Here is an 18,820-nt window from a genome sequence, read left to right as displayed (position 1 = left end):
ATGTTCGATGTACTCACGATTGTTCGCGACAACTGGACCTTGCTGCTGGTCGGCCAATACCCGCACGGGCCGATGGGCGGGCTGGTTTCGACGCTGATTCTGGCTGCGCTGGCATTGCTGCTGGCGTTTCCGCTGGGCCTGCTGCTGTCGCTGGCGCGGGTCTCGCCGTGGCGCTGGCTGCGTTATCCGGCGACGGTGTGGGTCTACGTGATGCGTGGCATTCCGCTGTTGATGGTGATTTTCTGGACCTACTTTCTGGTCCCGTTGCTGATCGGCCACAACATCACAGGCTTCACCACCATGCTCTGCACGCTGGTGGTCTATCAAAGCGCCTACCTGTGCGAAATCATCCGCGGTGCGATTCAGGCACTGCCGACCGGTCAGTACGAAGCGTCCCGGGCTCTGGGCATGGGCTACCTGCGCACCACGGTCTGGGTGATCCTGCCGCAGGCGCTCTATAACGCATTGCCGAGCCTGATCAGTCAGTTCATTTCGATCATAAAAGAGACGTCGCTGGGCTATGTGATCAATGTCCAGGAAGTGACCTTCGCTGCCAATCAGATCAACAACCAACTGCTGACCAAGCCGTTTCAGGTGTTCTTCATCCTGGCGATCACCTACTACGTGTTGTGTTACGGCCTGACCCGTCTGGCCGCAGTGGTGGAACAGCGGATTGCCCGCAAGCGTGAAGGCAGCGTGTTGCCTGCACCCGTTTCCCGGCCTTTGACTACCGACAATTGAGGGTTGCCCGATGCATCCTATGATCATGTTTTCCAGGATCAACAAATGGTATGGCGAGTACCAGGCCCTGACCGAAATCACCGCTGAAGTGCAGCGCGGCGAAGTGGTGGTGCTGTGCGGGCCTTCGGGCTCGGGCAAATCCACGCTGATCCGCACCGTCAACCGTCTTGAAGAGGTTCAGCAGGGCCAGATCCTGTTTGACGGTCATGACGTGAACGGCACTGACGCCAACGTCAATCGGCTGCGCAGCCGCGTGGGCTTCGTGTTCCAGAGCTTCAATCTGTTTCCGCATCTTTCGGTGCTCGACAACATTATTCTGACCCCGACCAAGGTACGCGGCTTGAAGAACAGCGAGGCACGCGCCAGGGCGATGGAACTGCTGGATCGGGTAGGGCTGGCTCACAAGGCCGGCGCCTATCCGGCGCAGTTGTCCGGCGGTCAGCAACAGCGTGTGGCGATTGCCCGGGCGCTGGCCATGGAGCCGCCTGTGATGCTCTTTGACGAGCCTACCAGTGCGCTCGACCCGGAAATGGTCGGCGAGGTGCTCAGCGTCATGAAAGGCCTGGCCAAAGAAGGCATGACCATGATGTGTGTCACTCATGAGATGAATTTTGCCCGGGAAGTGGCAGACACCATCTGGTTCATGGATGCGGGGCAGATTCTCGAAAAATCCAGCCCGGAAGCGTTCTTTCAGCAACCGGACCATCCGCGTGCCCAGCGCTTCATTGCCGACCTGCGCAGCCATTGATCGCAGGTCCTGATTCACCGAATTCCTTCATTCATTTCCAGGAGTCTCACCATGCGTATGAAGTCTTTGCTGGCTGCACTGGCGTTGTCGCCATTGGCTGTTTCGATTGCCCACGCTGATCAGCTCAGTGATGTGATGAGCAAGAAAACCCTGAGTTGCGGCGTGTATGCCGACGTCCCGCCGTTCTCGGCACCTGACCCGAAAACCCGCGAACTGGTGGGCATGGACGTCGACCTGTGCAGGGCTCTGGCCAAGCACATGGGCGTCGAACTGGAACTGAAGCCATTATCGGTCGAGGCGCGTATTCCAGAAGTCAAAATGGGGCGCGTGGACGTGATTTTCGCCAATCTGGCGTACACCAGGAGCCGCGCCGATCAGATCCAGTTCAGTGATCCTTACTACATCGCCAAGGAAACCCTGGTGGTGCGGGCCGCCAACGCCGATCAGCCCAAGACTTTTTTCAAGGGCAAGCGCATCAGTTCGACCAAAGGCTCTACGTCCGAACAGTCGATCCGCCTGGCTGACGCTACGCCAGTGACCTTCCAGGACACCGGCTCTGCCTACATGGCGTTGCAACAGAACAAGGTGGTAGGCCTGGTGACCAACACCATGACCGCGATCAAGCTGGTCGGACAGGCCAAGGCCAGCGGTGTCGAGCTGGCCATCGCCAAGGAGCCGATGGCACTGGAGCCCATTGGTGCCGGCATGCGCCAGGGCGAACCGGCGTTCCTGGCAAAGGTCAATGAATCGCTGCGGGCGATGGAGGCGGCGGGCGAAATCGACGCGATCTGGGCGCAGTGGATCGGCCCGAATACCGAATACAAGATGGTTCGTGAAGACAAGGTGCAAAGCCTCAGCGAATTGAAGTTCGATCCATTGCCCTGACACGCAGCATGAAGCCGGCTGGAAAAACGTCGGCTTCATGACCTGCCGACCTCGGGACCCTGCCACGACGGCGCAGCAGCGTCTTGATCAAACCTTGATAGTTCCTTGAAGGTTTATTGATAGTCGACGTTCAAAGTGCTGCCAACCGTCTGAATCGTTGGCAGTGCCCGTGTGGGTGCCTGAAAGGAAAAAATGTCTGATCGCTCAGGTTGCGCTCCTCCGTTGCCGGTCGGCCCTTCAGGCGCCAAACCCATGCGTTTCGGTCCATCGCCGGTATGGATGGTTCCTGTCGTTGCGGCCCTGATATGCCTGTCGCTGTTGATCGACAGCGCGCTTTCGAAAGGCCCGAGAATTTTTATCAGCTTTCAGAGCGCCGAGGGACTTGAAGCGCACAAGACAAAGGTCAAGGTCAAAAATGTCGTCATCGGCGAGGTGTCAGCCGTTGCCCTGAGCAAAGACCGCACAGGTGTGGTGGTGACGGTGGACCTCAACGACGACGCCCGGCCTTTCACCGCTCAGGACTCCATGTTCTGGGTAGTTCGTCCACGTATAGGCACCCAGGGCGTGACCGGTGTGGATACGTTGCTGTCCGGGCCATTTATCGCGGCAGACAGTGGTACTTCCACACACATGAAAAAACACTTTGTCGGTCAGGAAAGCCCGCCACCCCTTACGTTTGGCGTAAAAGGCACGCGCTTCACCCTGCACGCCCAGGATATGGGCTCACTCGATGTCGGTTCTCCGGTCTACTACCGACGCATTCAAGTCGGTCAATTGGTTGCCTGCCGTCTGGCCGATGATGGCAAAGGGGTGGACGCCGAGATCTTCATCAATGCCCCCAACGACAGGTTTGTAACCACTGACACGCGGTTCTGGAACGCCAGCGGCATCGGCATGACGGTTGATGCCGATGGATTGAAGATAAAGACCGAATCGGTCTCGACGGTACTGGCCGGAGGTGTGGCCTTCGTTGAACCGGATTACAGCGCTCATGCGCCCAGGGCTGCAGAGCATGCACGGTTCAACTTGTTCGAAGATCAGCAAAAGGCGCTGTCGCCGCCCGATGGCGAACCCGGTTACATCCGCATGATGTTCAGTCAGTCGTTGCGTGGTCTCGAGGTCAACTCGCCCGTAGAATTCATGGGGATCAATCTGGGGCGAGTGGTCTCGGTCGATCTTGACTACGACACTGCCCGCCAGTCGTTCTCCAGTATCGTGGGGGCGGTGATCTACCCGGACCGCCTGGGGATGGCCAATGAAAAGATCGTAAGGACATTGGGCACTGCCGACGACTCGCGCACTGCGCAGTTGATCGCCGACTTCGTCAAGCGAGGCCTGCGTGCGCAGCCTCGCAGTGCGAGTCTGCTCACGGGACAGCTCTATATTTCTCTCGGGTTTATTGCAAACGCTGCGCCAGCGCAGTTCGATGTCAATGCACGGCCGCTGATAATTCCCACCGTGCCCGGAGAGCTGGAAAAGATGCAGGAGCAGGTGCAACTGATCGTTGAGAAGGTCGGTAAACTGCCGATGCACGAAATCGCCGGGCATCTGGATGGCAGCCTCAACGAGGCGCAAAAGACGTTCAAACTGTTCAACGCTGACGTGATGCCTGAACTTCGCAGCGTTCTGGCGCAATCCCGAAGCACGGTGGCGATTGCCGGTGCGACGCTTGCCGAGGACTCGCCGGTACGCCAGCAAGTCAACCGGACAATGGATGAAGTTCAGCGCACGGCACGCTCGGTGCGGGTGCTGACAGACTATATAAGCCGCAACCCCGAAGCATTGATCCGTGGTCGCAGCCAGCAGGATGAGCCGGGTGTCTATTCGGCGGCCAATCCTGCTCAAAGGTCTGATTGAGTCGGAGTCAAACGCGTTTAGTATCTCGGTTTTACTGCCTTCCATTCCGGCTTGTACTTCTGCATCTGCTTCACATCATCACGCTGACGGATGCCACAGCTGAGGTACTGGTCATTGAGCTTGCCGAGTTGATCATAATCCAGTTCCAGGCCCAGGCCGGGCGCGCGGGTGATATTGACGCAACCGTCGACAATGGGCAGCTTTCCGCCCTTGATGACTTCCTCGTCCGGCTCCTGCCACGGGTAGTGCGTGTCGCAGGCGTAGTCAAGGTTGGGTACGGACGCGGCGACGTGGGCCATGGCCATCAGACTGATCCCCAGGTGCGAGTTGGAGTGCATCGACACACCGAGGCCAAAGGTGTCACACATTTTCGCCAGCGCCTGAGTGTCGCGCAGGCCGCCCCAGTAATGATGGTCGGCGAGCACGATCTGCACGCTGTCGAGGGCCACACTGCGACGGAATTCGTCGAAATCGGTCACCACCATGTTGGTGGCCAGCGGCAGGCCCGTGCGTTTGTGCAGTTCCGACATGCCATCCAGGCCCGGTGTAGGGTCTTCGTAATACTGCAGATCATCGCCCAGTAGCTCGGCCATGCGGATCGAGGTTTCCAATGACCAGTTGCCGTTGGGGTCGATGCGCAACGGATAACCCGGGAAGGCCTTTTTCAACGCCTTGATGCAGGATACCTCGTGTTCCGGCTGCAGCGCTCCGGCCTTGAGCTTGATGCTTTTGAAGCCATAGGCTTCGATCATGCGCCGAGCCTGGGCAACGATCTGTTCCTCGTTCAGCGCTTCACCCCAGTTGTCAGGCGCATACGGCGCGTCGGTGTGCTGTGCATATTTAAAGAAGAGATAGGCGCTGAACGGTATCCGCTCGCGAATGGCACCTCCGAGCAAGTCCACCAATGGCAGGTTCATGGAACGTGCCTGGAGGTCCAGAAACGCCACTTCGAATGCCGAATAAGCGTTGCTTACCGCCTTGCTGGCGTGCGAGCCAGGTGCCAGTTCTTCGCCCGCCAGGCTCGCAGGCTTATGCGCCGCGACCGTGGCCTGAACGATGCTGCGCAGTTGATTGAGGTTGAACGGGTCGATGCCGATCAGCTGATTCTGCACGTGTTGCTGAATCAGCAGTGCCGGGGCGTCACCATAGCTTTCACCGAGTCCGATGTAGCCGTTGTCGCTTTCTACCTCGATGATCGAGCGCAGGGCGAAGGGTTCGTGAATGCCGCTGGCATTGAGCAGTGGCGGATCGCGGAAAGCGATAGGGGTGACGGTCACACGTATGATTTTCAAGGGGCTGTCTCCCGGTGGTCAGGGTTTGAGGCTGGAAGGGGTGCCAGGCATGGCAGCACTGTGAGTCGCAATCGGCTGTGCGTTGGGTGTACTGCCGACCTGCGGCGTGGTGCGGGCAAAGAAAATCACGACGGCAGCCAGTAATGAAGTCGCCGCCAGTCCGTAAAGCCCACCCTGAATCGACCCGGTGGTCTGCTCCAGAAAGCCGAACGTGGTGGGCGCAACAAAGCCGCCCAGATTGCCTATGGAGTTGATCAGTGCGATGACCGCTGCGGCAATGCGTGCATCCAGATAGCCCTGAGGAATCGGCCAGAATAGGGCAGACGCGGCCTTGAAGCCGATGGCCGCGAAGCAGATGGCTACAAACGCGAATACCGGGCCGCCGACGGTGGACATGAACATGCCGAAGGCGGCGATGATCAGCGTGACAGCGACCCACGCCTGTTGGTGCTTGAAGCGCGCCGCCAATGCCGCAAAACCATACATGGCCACAATGGAAATGATCCACGGCACCGAGTTGAACAGCCCGACCTCGAAGTCATTGAAGCTGCCCATCTTGCGGATCATGCTCGGCAGCCAGAAGGTAGCGCCGTAGATCGTCAGTGCCACCGAAAAGTAAATGAAACAGAACAGCAGGATCTGCCGGTCCGCCAGCAAGCGTAACACCGACGGCCTGACGGTCTGTGCTGCTTCACGCAGCCTTTGTTCTTCAGCTATTGCAGTGCTGAGTGCGGTCTTTTCTTCTTCACTCAGCCAACTGGCCTCGTGGGGGTATGACTGTAGCCAGAACCAGACGAAACCGCACAGTACGATCGACGCGAAGCCTTCGATGAGGAACATCCATTGCCAGCCATGCAGGCTCAGACCCTCAATGCCGAGCAATGCACCGGACACCGGCCCGGAAATCACCGAGGCAATTGCCGATCCGCTGAGAAACAGCGCCATCGCCTTGCCGCGATCGCTGGAGGGTAGCCACTGGGTGAAGTAATAGATGATGCCCGGAAAGAAACCGGCTTCGGCCGCGCCAAGAATGAAGCGCAGCACGTAGAAACTGGTTTCTCCCTGAACGAACGCCATGGCCATGGCGGCTGCGCCCCAGGTAAACATGATGCGGGTCAGCCAGGCGCGGGCACCGTAACGCTGCAGCAGCATGTTGGACGGCACTTCGAACAGTGCATAGCCGACAAAGAACAATCCGGCACCCAGCCCATAGGCTGCTGCACCGATACCCAGATCGGTTTCAAGATGGCTGCGCACAAAGCCGATATTGACCCGGTCGATATAATTGACGATGAACATCACCACGAACAGCGGCAACACGTGGCGTTTCACCTTCGAGGCCGCACGGGCAAGTGCCGTGGGGTCAGTAGTACCAGAGACGGTATTCAAGGGGCGGCTCCCATTCATTGTTGTTTTTGGGGTGAGTCGATCATGCGCGGGTGTATTATTCCCGTCCAATCCAGTTAGTGACTTGATTGATACCGGGAGTGGATCAATGTTCGAGCTTTCCCAGCTGCGTTGCTTTACCACGGTGGCCACGGAACTGAACTTCCGCCGTGCCGCCGAGCGGCTCAACATGACTCAGCCGCCATTGAGTCGGCAGATCCAGCTACTGGAGCACAATCTGGGTGTCGAGCTGTTCACGCGTAGCACCCGCAGCGTGGCGTTGACGGCAGCGGGCAGGGCGTTCTTCATCGAGGCGCAGACGTTGCTGGAGCGCGCGCAGCAGGCGGCTATTTCAGCCAGGCGCTTTGCCGAAGGCGATATCGGCTCGGTAACCATCAGCTTTGTCGGTAGTGCGGTATACGAGTTTCTGCCCAGGGTGATCGCCGAGGCGCGGCTCAAGCAGCCACAGGTGAAGATTTCCCTGACTGAGATGAACACCTATCAGCAGCACGAAGCGCTCAGGGCGCGGCGCATTGACCTGGGTATCGTAAGAGCGCCGCTATTTCAGCCGGGCTACGACGCGAACCATTCGTGCTGGCGGTGCCGGCCAATCATCGGTTGGCTCACGCTGACGCAGTCGCGGTGGCTGATCTGGATGGCGCGCCGTTTCTGATGTATTCGCATTCGGCCTACCCACCGTTCAACGAACTGCTGACCGGTATGTTTCGTTCCGCACGAGTGGCGCCGGAGTATGTCCAATGGCTTGGATCGTCACTGACTATTCTGGCACTGGTCAACGCCGGCATGGGCCTGGCACTGGTGCCGCGTTGTGCGACCAATGTGGTATTCAAGGACGTAGTGTTTCGTCACATTGATCTGGGTGAGGGTGTGCAGAGCGAGTTGCATCTGGTCTGGCGTGGCGACAATAACAATCCGGCGTGCAGGATGCTGCTCGAGGCCATTCGCGCGGCTGTCAGGGCTGATGAAAGTTGATGCGAAAAACCTTGCTGTGTGCTGGCGTCGACTATCATTCATTCAGTCGATAGTCATCATCATGCAAGGCAAGTTCTGTTTTTCCGGCAAAGGAGGAGGATGGCGCCATAGCCACCTGCTCCAAAGGGAGACGACGCGATGAGAATGTTTAATCTGTTGACGCTTGCTGCCGTTTTAAGCACCAGCATTGTGTTCACTGCGTCGGCCAACGCTGCCGTCTCGCCGGTCTCTGCGTCTTCCGCTCAGTCTTGCCATTTTGTGCCGGTGGCCGACAGTGCCTCCAGCCTGCAACACACTCAATCGGTGGGTGTTTTGTACAGCGAAAATACCCTCAGTAATCTCCAGTACCTGAACAACTACCATTCTGTAGCGCTCAAAAGCGGGCAGAACGGAGCGCTCGATTCGCGTATTCGCAACGCATTCGTCAGCAGTTCGGACCCAAAACTGGCCACCGACTGGCTGGTGGGTTCATTACAGAAAGAGTTTGCCTCGGTGACTGTCTACGACAGCCTCGACGCGCTGATGCAGGCGCGCCCGGATGTTGTGGTCATGCTCGACACCTACAATCGTCTGGTGAGCAAACGCAATAGTCAGGTCGAAGCACGTTTCATGGCCCGCTTCTACGACACCAATCTGCAGTACATCGGCAAGGCGGAAGGTGAGGTGGTCAAGGACATGACCTCGGTCTGGGTGCAGGGTAAAGCCGCTCCGGAAATTGCCGCACAGATCGATCAGCAGCGCGAGCTGCAAGTGAACGCGCTGAAACAATTCGATGCGTCGCTCAAGGCGCTGGTCATGCAGGCCGATCGGGCTCAAGTCGCGGCGAACTGAGCCTGAATCACGCCTGGAAATGGAGCGCTGGCCTGGCGGACACTATCAGATATGCCTTCTGCCTCGCGCTCCGCATTACACCCGTCTTCAGCTATTGATGACCTCGGCGAAATGCTTGCTGAACGCGAACTGTGACACTCCCAGTACGCAGGTGATGGTTCGCGAACCGCTGCCTTGCAGTTGTATCTGCCCGCAGTGGTTGTCCTGTGGCGTGATGTTGGTGTTGACGGACAGAAACTGCTCATCCACTTTCGTCGCTTCAATGCCGCCCGCCATCAGCACGGTCGCCAATGGATCGAATATCGGTACCGGATAACCTTCGGCGTGCGTGCCCGATTTGGTTTCAAGGACCTGCCTGACCAGCGTGGCCACTGGATCGGTGGCAGTAATCTGCTGCGAGTAACTGGCGTCGAGGATAACCTGGTTGCAGACGTCAAGCGGCACAAGCGTCAACGGCAGGTTCGACTGGAAAACGTTATTGGCTGCGACGGGGTCTACAAACACATTCCATTCGGCAGAGTGGTTACTGCTGTAGGACTCACCCTGATCCCACGCCTTCTGAGCGTCGTTCAATGCGGCGACATTGCCGTCAACATAGACGGCACCGGCCATGGCGACAATCCTGTCGATCATCTGCACGTCTGCAGGCTGGTTGCTCAGCGAGAGCATCTTCGCGATGTTGGTAAAGCCGCCGAGCGATAGAACAGTGATTGTATCCTGGCTGTTTTTTACCGTCTGATACAGGTAGTCCCACGCAGTAAGGTTCGACACCTCCGGTAACGCAGCAGGATTAAGGCTTCCCAGAAGACCCATGATGTCATTCATATCGTTTTTGAATGGTTGTGGAAACCGGTTGTCGTATTCGAGTGGCTGAGCGGTGCCTCTTGCAACGACGGTACCGAGTCGATTGCCAATGCCCAGCAAATGCTGCGCGATGATCACGCCCCAGCCCAGATCCGTTTCGCCGCATCCAGTGACGGTAATACCGACGATGTCGATGTCCGGTCTTTTCATCAGGTAGGCGATGGACAGTACGTCGTCCCAGCCCATGTCCGTATCGATAATGACTTTCCTGCTCATGGTAATGCTCCCTGCCCATAGGGGGTGATGGAAAAGAGGTTGCAGGCGCCGTTGATATGCCCGGTCACACGACCGAACAGTGTATCGCCTGTTTATTTCAATTAAACCGATACGCGGCCCGGTTTTACCGTAAAGAATTAACCACACCCGCCGAGAGCATGACAAGCGAGCCGATTATCACGTGGCTTGCATGATGAGCAGCAAGCCACGTGTGCTTTGACTGTAGTGACAGAGAAGCCTTGCGATGCTGAAAAAACTAGTGGGTGCCTTACGCACCCTGATGTCTGTGCCCGCTGATAATCCCAGGCTATTGCAGGCCCAATACGTTGCGTTGTCCCGACAACTGCCGTTGATGTACTTTGTGCTGCTGGTCAACACCTGGGCGTTGGCGTTCACCCATTGGAGCACCGCGCCGATGTGGCTGACGCTGCTGGTTCCGGCGCTGCTGACGACTATCTGCGCCATTCGCGCGCGCAAGTGGCTGCTCACGGTAAACCGCCCGCCACCGGCCCCGGCAACCATTCTGGCGACGTTACGCGGCACCAATGCTCTGGCAGGTTTGATCGCTGCCGGTTTCGCCGCGTGGTCACTGTCGCTTTATCCCTATGGCAATGCCTATGCCCAGGCGCATGTGGCGTTTTTCATGGGCATCACCGTGATTGTCTGCATCTTCTGCATGATGCACTTGCAACCTGCAGCGTTGACCACGGCAGTGGTGGTCAACACTGCGTTCGTTGTGTTCTTCGCCTCGACACACAACATCACGTTTATTGCCACGGCAGCAAACATCGTGCTGGTGTCAATTGGCATGCTGGTCATTCTGCAATATCAGTACCGTGACTTCACCAGCCTGGTGAACGTACAGGTCAGAACCGAACAATTGAGCAATGAGAACTTGCTGCTGGCCAATCAGGACAGCCTGACGGGGCTGCCCAACCGTCGACAGTTCTTTCAGACGCTGGACGCGGCCATGAACGAGGCGCTGGCGCATCGCAGCGGGCTGGCGGTGGGTGTGCTGGATCTGGACGGATTCAAGCCGGTCAATGACCTTTACGGGCATCGTACGGGGGACAGGCTGCTGATGCTGGTCGCTGAACGCCTGACCAGTGTTTCAAGCAATACAGTGCATGTATCCCGGCTGGGCGGTGACGAGTTCGCGCTGGTTATCAAGGGCGACATCAGCAACGAGGCATTGCTGGCGTTCGGTAAGCTCCTGTGCGACCTCATGCACGAAAGCTTCGAGCTGTCGGACATGCCGATCCAGATCGGCGCGACCCTCGGCCTCGCGACGTTCCCGGCCACTGCGGACAATGCGACCCAGCTGTTCGAATTTGCCGATTACGCGCTTTATCAGGGCAAAAACCATAACCCGGGCACCACGTGCCTGTTCTCTGCCAGTCACCGCCAGCAGTTGCATGCCGATGGTGTGACTGAGCAGGCATTGCGACGTGCCAATCTCGACACCGAGTTTCACGTGCTGTTTCAGCCGATCATTGAAAGCTGTACGCGTCAGACCGTGGCTTTCGAGGCGCTGGCGCGCTGGAACAGTCCGGAGCTGGGTCCGGTATCGCCGGCACATTTCATTCCGATTGCCGAGCGAATCGGCATGATCAACAAGCTCACCGCGCCTTTGCTGACTCGCGCGCTGCAGAGGGCTTTGTCATGGCCTGCACCTGTCAGGCTGTCGTTCAATCTGTCTGCCCACGACTGCGCGACCTGGGAAAGTGTCAGCAGAATTGTCGAGATCATTGAAAACAGCGGCTTCGATGCCTCGCGGCTGGATCTGGAAATCACAGAAACTGCGGTGATGCAGGATATCAATCAGGTGCAACAGGCCATCGCGCAGTTCCGGCAACTGGGCTGCGGTATATCGCTGGATGATTTTGGCACCGGGTATTCGAGCCTCAGCCAGTTGCATGCTCTGGCACTGACCAAGCTCAAGATAGACCGCAGTTTTGTAACCGGCGTGCATAACAATCCCGCCAGTTACAAGATCGTCAAATCGCTGGTCGCCCTGAGCCTGGACATGTCCCTTGGCTGCGTGATCGAAGGCGTCGAAACGCAGGATGAATTGAATGCACTGACCAGCCTGGGATGTACGCTGGTTCAGGGTTACTTCTACAGTCCGCCGATCAGCTTCGAGCAGACGCTGGTGTGGATTGAAACACCCGATGAACAGCGCACCTTCGGCTATGCCGCCTCGTGCCCGCTCTGATCAATCGAGCTTGAGCCACTCACCTGCGTGCGTGGAGTAAGATGCGCTTTTGATCCCACGGAATCTTTCTGATGAGCAAACCCGGGCAGACCGTTCTTGTCGCGCTGCGCAAGATGATTGCGTCAGGCGAGCTGGCTGCCGGCGAGCGTTTGATGGAAGTGCCGACCGCCGAGCTGTTCGGTGTATCACGCATGCCGGTGCGCATGGCGTTTCGGACGCTGGAGCAGGAAGGCCTGCTGGTGCCCTTCGGCGGCCGTGGTTTTCAGGTGCGCTCGATCAGCCCGATGGAAATCGCCGGTGCGGTCGACGTGCGCGGGGTTCTGGAAGGGCTGGCGGCGCGGCAGATGGCCGAACGCGGTTTGACACAGGACGCCCGCGACGAGCTTGAGGCCTGTCTGGTGCAGGGTGATGCGCTGTTCGAAAAGGGCTATGTCACTGAGGATGACCTCGAGGTCTATCACGATATGAACATGCGCCTGCATCGAGTGATTGTCGCCGGCAGTGGCAACCGAGCCATTGCCGATGCACTGGCGCGTAACGACCACCTGCCTTTCGCCTCGGTGACTGCGCTGGCAGTGGATCGGGACAACCTGATTCGCGAATACCGACGCTTCAATTTCGCGCATATGCAGCATCATGCGGTAGTGGATGCGTTGATCAGCGGGCAGGGCGCTCGTGCCGAGGCCATCATGCGCGAGCACGCCAACGCCACCTTGCGTTATGCCGAGATTTTCGGGGCTGGCGTGAACGAGCGCATGAAGGTCATTCAGCGCCCGGACTGATCAGAGGTCGAGCACCAGCAGTGGGGTTTTCGAGCGAGAGCAGCAGGGCGTGAACTGATCGTTGAGGGCCTGTTCGTCTTCAGTCATAAACAGGTCCCGATGATCCGGAATGCCCTTCAAGACCCGCGTCAGGCACGTACCACACACGCCTTGCTCGCACGACAACGGAATATCGATGCCGTGGCTTTCGAGCACCTGAGCGACCGTCTTGTTGGCTGGAATGGCAATGACCTGGCCAGTGCTGGCGATCTCGATCGAAAAGCTACCGTCATTGCCGGTATCTGCAGGCTGTGCGGAAAAGTACTCGCGATGCAGATTGTCTTCAGACCAGCCAGCCGCACGGGCGCTGTCGAGTATGTATTGCATGAAGCCACCCGGTCCGCATACGTACAGATGGGTATCGGGCTGCGGGTGGGCGAGCAGCTTAGCGGCATCCAGCGCAGTGTCGGGCTGCTCGTCAAAGTGCAGCGTTACCCGGTCGGCAAATGGCGAGTGTTTCAGACGTTCGATAAACGCGCCGCGCTCGACGGAACGAACGCAGTAGTGCAGTTCGAAATCGGCACCCTCCAGCGCCAGTTGTTCCGCCATGCACAGGATAGGCGTGATACCGATGCCTCCGCCGAACAGGAGTGTGCGACGGCTGGTCACGGCCAGCGGAAACAGGTTGCGCGGTTCGCTGATGCGCAACTGAGCCCCTGGCTGGATCTGTTCGTGCAGGCCGCGCGATCCGCCGCGTGAAGCCGGATCGTTGAGCACACCGATCAGATAGCGATGACGCTCGTTCGGCGCGTTGCACAGCGAGTACTGGCGTATCAGCCCGTCCGGCAGATGCACATCAATGTGTGCACCTGCCGTGAAGGGCGGCAGCAGCCCGCCATCCGGTCGCGCCAGTTCAAAGCTGCAGATATCCAGCGCTTCGTCGTTACGTGATAACACGGTCACGTCGATCATGGTATGTCCTCGGGTGACCGCGAGAAGGGTCACTTCTGATTGTTTTCAACACATCCGGACTGGCAGAAGACCGTCATTTCGTGGCCATCACGGGAATCTGTTCAGACGAGCCGGTCCGCTCGGCAGCGATCAGGCGTTCCAGAATCTTGCGCGACTGCACGCCGCCGGCATCGATATTGAGTTTGAGCAGATTGCGCTGTGGGTGCTGAAGCAGGTTCTGTTGCTGGCGTTCAAGCATCTCCAGATCTTCGGTGAAAATCTTGCCCTGACCTTCGCGAATCGACGCGGTCAGTTGTTCGTCAGCCGGATTGAAGTTGCGCGCCATGCCCCAGAAGTACCAGATCGAAGTGTCGGTTTCCGGTGTGATGAAGTCGACGACGATGCTCGACGCCTTGAACTCCTGGGGCGCGTGATAGCCGCCTTTGCCCGCGTGGGCCACGCCGACTTCGATCAGCACATGGCTGGGCGGGGTAAAGCGGCAGATCTGCCAGCGGTCGACCGGCACATCGTCGGCCAGATTGTTGCCACGCAGCGCCATTTGCCAGAACGGCGGCGGCATGATGTTTTCCATGTGGCGTGCGGTAATGACTTCTTCGCCTTCGACAGTCGTGACGGGAGCTGCCTCGTCAATTTCCTTCTGGCCGATGCTCGACGCATGCACATAAGTTTCGTGGGTAAGGTCCATCAGGTTGTCGATCATCAGGCGGTAGTCGCACTGAATATGAAAAAGACCGCCACCGTAGGCCCATTCGTCGCTGACAGCCCACTCCAGATGATGGATGAGTGCCGGATCAGCCTTTTCCCGGTCGCCTGGCCATACCCAGATGAAGCCGTAGCGCTCGACTGCAGGAAACGTCCGGTTGCACGGGAAGCCCCGAACACGTTGGCCAGGCATGGAAACGGTCTTGCCGTCGCCGCCCATCACCAGCCCGTGATAACCGCACACCAGGTGACCGTTTTCGACATAACCCAGCGAGAGCGGTGCGCCGCGGTGCGGGCAGAAGTCTTCGACCGCGACCACCTGTTGGTTCTGGTCGCGATAGAACACCATCTTTTCGTTGCAGATCTGCCGGCCCAGAGGTTTTTCGGCGACTTCATCCGCTGTACAGGCGACGTACCACGTATTTTTCGGATGCATGACGGTTCTCCACGGTTCGATTATTGATCTTATGGATCCACAGAATGAATCATGTTGCTTTCCTCGCGATTATTAATGCCACAGGATTGAAGCTAAGCCAATGATTAAATTTATTAACTATTATTTAGTGGATCCACTGATGGCCGCTCATGCGGATGCGGATGCGGATGCCAGCAGTGCAGCTCGCAAACGGGGCGCGAGCGCTTCCAGCAGGGTCTGCACAGAACGCAGTGCCCGGCAGTCGGGACGGGTCAGCAGCCACAGATCAGTGCTGCATCCTTGCAGCGGCTCACTCAGCCGTTCCACAGTACCGAGACCCTTGACAGTGAAATCGGTCAGGGCTGCCACGCCCAGACCGGCAGCGACCATCTGAGAGACCGCCGACATGTTGCTGCAGCGGTAGCGCGGGCTTACTCCAGGGAATGCCTGCTTACGCCAGATCACTGAGGTGTGATCCGGCATTGAGTCGTCCGGGCTGATCCAGGGGACGGAGGTGGGGCTTTGCGCCAGTGCATCGCGGTATTCGGGACGGCCACAGATAAAATAGTCGGCACTGCCCAGGCATCGTCCGATCAAGTGCTCGGGCGGGGTATTGGTCAGGCGCAGGGCAATATCTGCATCGCGACGACTGAGGTTGGCGAACGCATTGGAGGTGGCCAGTTCCAGCGTGAGGGCAGGGTACTGCGGCATGAAATCCGCGAGGGTCGGCAACAGCAGGCTGTGCAGGACAGCGTCGGTGCACGTCAGGCGCACCGTGCCGCTGACAACCTGTTCGCCTTGCTGCAACGCAATACGGGCTGCGGCGAGTGCCTGTTCGGCGTGCTCTGCCTGCTCGGCCATGGCCTGGGCGGTGTCCGTCGGGATGTAGCCGCGTCGGTTCTTCTCGAACAACGCTGCGCCAAGAGCGGCTTCAAGGCGTCTGATCGAGCGAAACACTGTCGAGATATCAACGTGCAGCAGATCGGCAGCACGTGCCAGCGTGCGGCCGCGCACCAGTGCCAGTACCAGGGAAAGATCGGCATGGGTGATTTCATATTGCATTGGTGCAATGTTCCTTTGCCTGGGTGCCTATGTTTGTTGCGTGAGTGACTATCCTAGACTGGTTTCATCGTGGCTGGATAGCCTGCTACTGAACCGCAGGACCACCCGACTTCAGAAGGATTCACATATGTCACGACCTCCCTTGATCGGCGTTACCGCCTGCCGCCAGCAGTTGGGCAAGTATTCCTCTCACACTGCGGGCGACAAGTATGTCGAGGCCGCAGCGTTCGCTGGGATTCCGGTCATCCTCCCTGCGCTCGATGTGCCTGTTGAACCTGAGCAACTGCTCGCGTCACTGGACGGCCTGCTGTTTACCGGTTCGCCGTCCAATGTCGAACCACGGCATTACAACGGACCGGCCAGCGCGGAGGGCACGGCCCATGACACCTTTCGGGATCGCACTACCTTGCCGCTGCTCAGGGCCGCCATCGCTCAGGGTGTGCCGGTGTTGTGCATTTGCCGTGGCTTTCAGGAACTGAATGTCGCACTGGGTGGCAGCCTGCATCAGCGGGTGCAGGAGTTACCCGGGTATCTGGACCACCGCGAGCCGCACAGCGATGTACTGGCTGTGCAGTACGCGCCGCAACACGCAGTGCATGTGCAGCCAGACGGTTTGCTGGACGCTCTCGGGCTGGCACCGGGGTTCGAGGTCAACAGCCTGCACAGCCAGGGTGTTGACCGTCTGGCATCGGATCTGCGTGCGGAAGCGTTGGCCCCCGACGGTCTTGTGGAAGCGGTGTCCTTGCCCGGCGCGCCAGGTTTTGTGCTGGGCGTGCAGTGGCATCCGGAATGGGCGCTCCTGGACAATCCCGTGTCGCTGAGCCTGTTCACGGCATTCCGTGAAGCGTGCCTGACTTATGCCAGGCACCGTCGTGACCGCTAAAGCGATGAGCTGCTGAGTGTTGCTGCCAAACGTGATTTAATATCCGCCGTTACGGCCTCGGGCAGTGGACAGTCCATTGCGCCGAGGCCGTCTCATTTACCGGATATCTTTCGCATAAGGCCACTATGGATACGGGAGCACGACTCAAACTGGTGCGTGAGAGCTACAAGCTGTCGCAACGTGAACTCGCCAGACGCAGTGGTGTGACCAATGCCACGATTTCCCTGATTGAGCAAAATCGTGTCAGTCCCTCCATCAGCTCCCTCAAGAAGCTGCTGGAAGGCATCCCTATGACGCTGGCGGACTTTTTCACATTCGATCAGCCTCCTGGGCAGGATCAATATGTGTTCCGGGCCGGTGATCAACCTGACCTGGGGCGCAATGGCGTTCGCTTGTTGCTGGTCGGTGCGACCCTGCCGAGTCGACAGATGCGTTTTCTGCGCGAGCAATACGCGCCGGGTGCCGACTCCGGCGAAGAACCTATCGTCCACAGCGAAGGCGAGGAGTGCGGGCTGGTGACGCGCGGCACGGTGGAGCTGACCATCGATGGGCAGGTCAATATCCTCGGTCCTGGAGACGGCTATTATTTTCCGACTACATTACCGCACCGCTTCCGCAACGTCGGCCAGGACGAGGCCGAGATCATCAGCTCCAACACGCCGGCCAATTTTTAACGGGCAGTTGCCGTGTTACGTCTGAACCTCACTGACATGGCGTTGCGATAGTTTCCGGAGCGTCTTGTCCCCCTGTATGCGGCTCAACTGACCAGCGTCGCGGGTATGTATCCTTGTGGGTTCATGCACTGCCAGCGCCATGCGTCGGTAAGCATCGAATCAAGGTCGTGCCTGGCGTGCCAATTCAATTCACGCAATGCTTTCGAGGGATCGGACCAGCACGCGGCGACGTCTCCTGCCCGACGGGGCTCAAGGATCAAAGGCACGGCGTTGCCAGAGATACGCTCGAAGGCGTGAACCACTTCGAGCACTGAATAACCCTGTCCTGTCCCCAGATTCCAGACGGATACCCCGCGTCCGCGGCGTATTCTATCCAGCGCTTTCAAATGGCCATCTGCTAGATCCATGACGTGAAGGTAATCACGCACACCTGTTCCGTCCGGCGTCGGGTAGTCAGTGCCATAAATATGCAGAGCAGGGCGCAGCCGATTGGCGACCTGCAGCAGGAACGGCAGCAGATTGTTCGGTGTGTTGCAGGGCGACTCACCCAACAGGCCGGACGGATGTGCGCCAATGGGGTTGAAGTAACGCAGCAGTCCGATCGACCAGCGCGGATCCGAGTGAGCGACGCTTTTCAGCACCTGCTCGGCCATCAGTTTGGAATGCCCGTAAGGACTGGTCGGCAAGCCGAGTGGGCAGTTCTCATCCAGCGGCATCCGTTCACACTGGCCATAAACCGTTGCGGATGAGCTGAACAGCAACTCGAACACGCCTGCTTCTGCCATTACCTGACACAGCTTTACGCTGCCGCTTACGTTGGTCTCGAAATAGCGCAATGGCTCCCGGACGCTTTCGCTCACAGCCTTGAGCCCGGCGCAATGCACCACCGCCTTGACAGGGTAATGAGCGAACAATCGGTGCAGCGTCGCTTTACTGCGAATATCGCCGTGAATGAAATCCACGTGTCGCCCGCTGAGTTTTTCTATCCGATCCAGCGTCTCTCGCGAACTGTTACTCAAGTTATCGAGTACCACTACATCACGGCCCTTCTCAAGCAGCTCAAGCGTAATGTGAGCGCCAATGTATCCCGCACCGCCGGTCACCAGAATCATGGTTGTCCTTCCTGGATTTTCGCCGCCTCGGGAAGAGGCGAGCTGACGGCTCCATGCCATGACCTTTATTACCGGGCCGACAGGGGAGCCTTGCTTGCGAAAATCAGGACCAGACCACCGCGTGGGAAAAACGTACCGCAGGTGCCAAAAAGCATTCGCTCAAGACTAAGTGGGTATTCGTTGCGACGAGTTCAACGGCTCATTCCCAATG

At 58.4% G+C, this 18,820-nt stretch carries 16 protein-coding genes and 1 pseudogene; 10 read left to right on the top strand and 7 right to left on the bottom strand.

What is annotated here, in order from left to right:
- The 4 genes from ALO80_RS07370 (at nucleotide 1) to ALO80_RS07355 (ending at nucleotide 4,231) form a co-directional block, all read left to right on the top strand.
- A complete protein-coding gene (locus tag ALO80_RS07370) occupies nucleotides 1-741 on the top strand; it encodes an amino acid ABC transporter permease (RefSeq protein ID WP_055008476.1) in 741 nt (246 codons plus the stop codon).
- Nucleotides 742-760: 19 nt separating this feature from the next.
- Nucleotides 761-1,489 (top strand): amino acid ABC transporter ATP-binding protein, encoded by a 729-nt coding sequence (locus ALO80_RS07365; RefSeq protein WP_174518944.1) that lies wholly within the window; start codon nucleotides 761-763, stop codon nucleotides 1,487-1,489.
- A gap of 51 nt (nucleotides 1,490-1,540) precedes the next feature.
- Nucleotides 1,541-2,374, top strand: coding sequence for an ABC transporter substrate-binding protein (locus ALO80_RS07360; RefSeq protein WP_055008474.1), 834 nt, complete (start codon nucleotides 1,541-1,543; stop codon nucleotides 2,372-2,374).
- A 192-nt stretch (nucleotides 2,375-2,566) separates the two neighbouring features.
- Complete coding sequence (locus ALO80_RS07355) at nucleotides 2,567-4,231, top strand: PqiB family protein (RefSeq protein ID WP_055008473.1); 1,665 nt, start codon at nucleotides 2,567-2,569, stop codon at nucleotides 4,229-4,231.
- 17 nt (nucleotides 4,232-4,248) lie between these two features.
- On the opposite strand, the gene ALO80_RS07350 is transcribed toward ALO80_RS07355, so the two are convergent.
- Nucleotides 4,249-5,523: a glucarate dehydratase family protein gene (locus ALO80_RS07350; protein ID WP_055008472.1), complete on the bottom strand. Its 1,275-nt coding sequence runs from the start codon at nucleotides 5,521-5,523 to the stop codon at nucleotides 4,249-4,251.
- A gap of 18 nt (nucleotides 5,524-5,541) precedes the next feature.
- The gene (locus ALO80_RS07345) at nucleotides 5,542-6,930 is read right to left on the bottom strand and encodes an MFS transporter (protein WP_055008471.1); all 1,389 of its coding nucleotides are present in this window, start codon (nucleotides 6,928-6,930) and stop codon (nucleotides 5,542-5,544) included.
- 88 nt (nucleotides 6,931-7,018) lie between these two features.
- Here ALO80_RS07345 and ALO80_RS07340 point away from each other — a divergent pair.
- Together ALO80_RS07340 and ALO80_RS07335 are read left to right on the top strand one after the other, a co-directional pair.
- Nucleotides 7,019-7,902, top strand: a pseudogene (locus ALO80_RS07340) (LysR family transcriptional regulator).
- Nucleotides 7,903-8,040: 138 nt separating this feature from the next.
- Nucleotides 8,041-8,733 (top strand): hypothetical protein, encoded by a 693-nt coding sequence (locus ALO80_RS07335; protein WP_055008470.1) that lies wholly within the window; start codon nucleotides 8,041-8,043, stop codon nucleotides 8,731-8,733.
- Nucleotides 8,734-8,820: 87 nt separating this feature from the next.
- On the opposite strand, the gene ALO80_RS07330 is transcribed toward ALO80_RS07335, so the two are convergent.
- Nucleotides 8,821-9,813: a nucleoside hydrolase gene (locus ALO80_RS07330; protein WP_055008469.1), complete on the bottom strand. Its 993-nt coding sequence runs from the start codon at nucleotides 9,811-9,813 to the stop codon at nucleotides 8,821-8,823.
- Between the two features lie 244 nt (nucleotides 9,814-10,057).
- Between ALO80_RS07330 and ALO80_RS07325 the strand changes: the two genes are divergently transcribed.
- The gene (locus ALO80_RS07325) at nucleotides 10,058-12,028 is read left to right on the top strand and encodes a putative bifunctional diguanylate cyclase/phosphodiesterase (RefSeq protein ID WP_055008468.1); all 1,971 of its coding nucleotides are present in this window, start codon (nucleotides 10,058-10,060) and stop codon (nucleotides 12,026-12,028) included.
- Nucleotides 12,029-12,099: 71 nt separating this feature from the next.
- Complete coding sequence (locus ALO80_RS07320) at nucleotides 12,100-12,810, top strand: GntR family transcriptional regulator (RefSeq protein ID WP_055008467.1); 711 nt, start codon at nucleotides 12,100-12,102, stop codon at nucleotides 12,808-12,810.
- On the opposite strand, the gene ALO80_RS07315 is transcribed toward ALO80_RS07320, so the two are convergent.
- The 3 genes from ALO80_RS07315 to ALO80_RS07305 form a co-directional block, all read right to left on the bottom strand.
- Nucleotides 12,811-13,761, bottom strand: a complete 951-nt coding sequence (locus tag ALO80_RS07315; RefSeq protein ID WP_055008466.1) for a PDR/VanB family oxidoreductase — start codon at nucleotides 13,759-13,761, stop codon at nucleotides 12,811-12,813.
- A 73-nt stretch (nucleotides 13,762-13,834) separates the two neighbouring features.
- Nucleotides 13,835-14,899 carry an aromatic ring-hydroxylating oxygenase subunit alpha gene (locus ALO80_RS07310; protein WP_055008465.1) on the bottom strand — a complete coding sequence of 355 codons (1,065 nt, stop codon included), beginning with the start codon at nucleotides 14,897-14,899 and terminating at the stop codon, nucleotides 13,835-13,837.
- 147 nt (nucleotides 14,900-15,046) lie between these two features.
- Nucleotides 15,047-15,940, bottom strand: coding sequence for a LysR family transcriptional regulator (locus tag ALO80_RS07305; RefSeq protein ID WP_055008464.1), 894 nt, complete (start codon nucleotides 15,938-15,940; stop codon nucleotides 15,047-15,049).
- 127 nt (nucleotides 15,941-16,067) lie between these two features.
- Here ALO80_RS07305 and ALO80_RS07300 point away from each other — a divergent pair, with 127 nt between their 5' ends.
- Both ALO80_RS07300 and ALO80_RS07295 read left to right on the top strand, forming a co-directional pair.
- A complete protein-coding gene (locus ALO80_RS07300) occupies nucleotides 16,068-16,823 on the top strand; it encodes a gamma-glutamyl-gamma-aminobutyrate hydrolase family protein (RefSeq protein ID WP_055008463.1) in 756 nt (251 codons plus the stop codon).
- 125 nt (nucleotides 16,824-16,948) lie between these two features.
- Nucleotides 16,949-17,497, top strand: a complete 549-nt coding sequence (locus tag ALO80_RS07295) for a cupin domain-containing protein (RefSeq protein ID WP_054984204.1) — start codon at nucleotides 16,949-16,951, stop codon at nucleotides 17,495-17,497.
- 83 nt (nucleotides 17,498-17,580) lie between these two features.
- Here the strand turns inward: ALO80_RS07295 and galE are convergent, their stop codons facing one another.
- Nucleotides 17,581-18,609, bottom strand: a complete 1,029-nt coding sequence (gene galE, locus ALO80_RS07290; protein ID WP_055008462.1) for a UDP-glucose 4-epimerase GalE — start codon at nucleotides 18,607-18,609, stop codon at nucleotides 17,581-17,583.
- Between the last annotated feature and the right edge of the window lie 211 nt (nucleotides 18,610-18,820).

It is taken from the genome of Pseudomonas caricapapayae, from assembly GCF_001400735.1.
In the GTDB taxonomy this organism is placed as follows: Bacteria; Pseudomonadota; Gammaproteobacteria; order Pseudomonadales; family Pseudomonadaceae; genus Aquipseudomonas; species Aquipseudomonas caricapapayae.
Note: the sequence above shows the minus strand (reverse complement) of the source record. Positions and strands in the feature narration are given on the sequence as shown.

Coding starts and splice junctions, on each gene's coding strand:
- ALO80_RS07370 (WP_055008476.1), top strand. CDS start 1: ATGTTCGATGTACTCACGATTGTTCGCGACAACTGGACCTTGCTGCTG.
- ALO80_RS07365 (WP_174518944.1), top strand. CDS start 761: ATGATCATGTTTTCCAGGATCAACAAATGGTATGGCGAGTACCAGGCC.
- ALO80_RS07360 (WP_055008474.1), top strand. CDS start 1,541: ATGCGTATGAAGTCTTTGCTGGCTGCACTGGCGTTGTCGCCATTGGCT.
- ALO80_RS07355 (WP_055008473.1), top strand. CDS start 2,567: ATGTCTGATCGCTCAGGTTGCGCTCCTCCGTTGCCGGTCGGCCCTTCA.
- ALO80_RS07345 (WP_055008471.1), bottom strand. CDS start 6,930: ATGAATGGGAGCCGCCCCTTGAATACCGTCTCTGGTACTACTGACCCC.
- ALO80_RS07335 (WP_055008470.1), top strand. CDS start 8,041: ATGAGAATGTTTAATCTGTTGACGCTTGCTGCCGTTTTAAGCACCAGC.
- ALO80_RS07330 (WP_055008469.1), bottom strand. CDS start 9,813: ATGAGCAGGAAAGTCATTATCGATACGGACATGGGCTGGGACGACGTA.
- ALO80_RS07325 (WP_055008468.1), top strand. CDS start 10,058: ATGCTGAAAAAACTAGTGGGTGCCTTACGCACCCTGATGTCTGTGCCC.
- ALO80_RS07320 (WP_055008467.1), top strand. CDS start 12,100: ATGAGCAAACCCGGGCAGACCGTTCTTGTCGCGCTGCGCAAGATGATT.
- ALO80_RS07315 (WP_055008466.1), bottom strand. CDS start 13,761: ATGATCGACGTGACCGTGTTATCACGTAACGACGAAGCGCTGGATATC.
- ALO80_RS07310 (WP_055008465.1), bottom strand. CDS start 14,899: ATGCATCCGAAAAATACGTGGTACGTCGCCTGTACAGCGGATGAAGTC.
- ALO80_RS07305 (WP_055008464.1), bottom strand. CDS start 15,940: ATGCAATATGAAATCACCCATGCCGATCTTTCCCTGGTACTGGCACTG.
- ALO80_RS07300 (WP_055008463.1), top strand. CDS start 16,068: ATGTCACGACCTCCCTTGATCGGCGTTACCGCCTGCCGCCAGCAGTTG.
- ALO80_RS07295 (WP_054984204.1), top strand. CDS start 16,949: ATGGATACGGGAGCACGACTCAAACTGGTGCGTGAGAGCTACAAGCTG.
- galE (WP_055008462.1), bottom strand. CDS start 18,609: ATGATTCTGGTGACCGGCGGTGCGGGATACATTGGCGCTCACATTACG.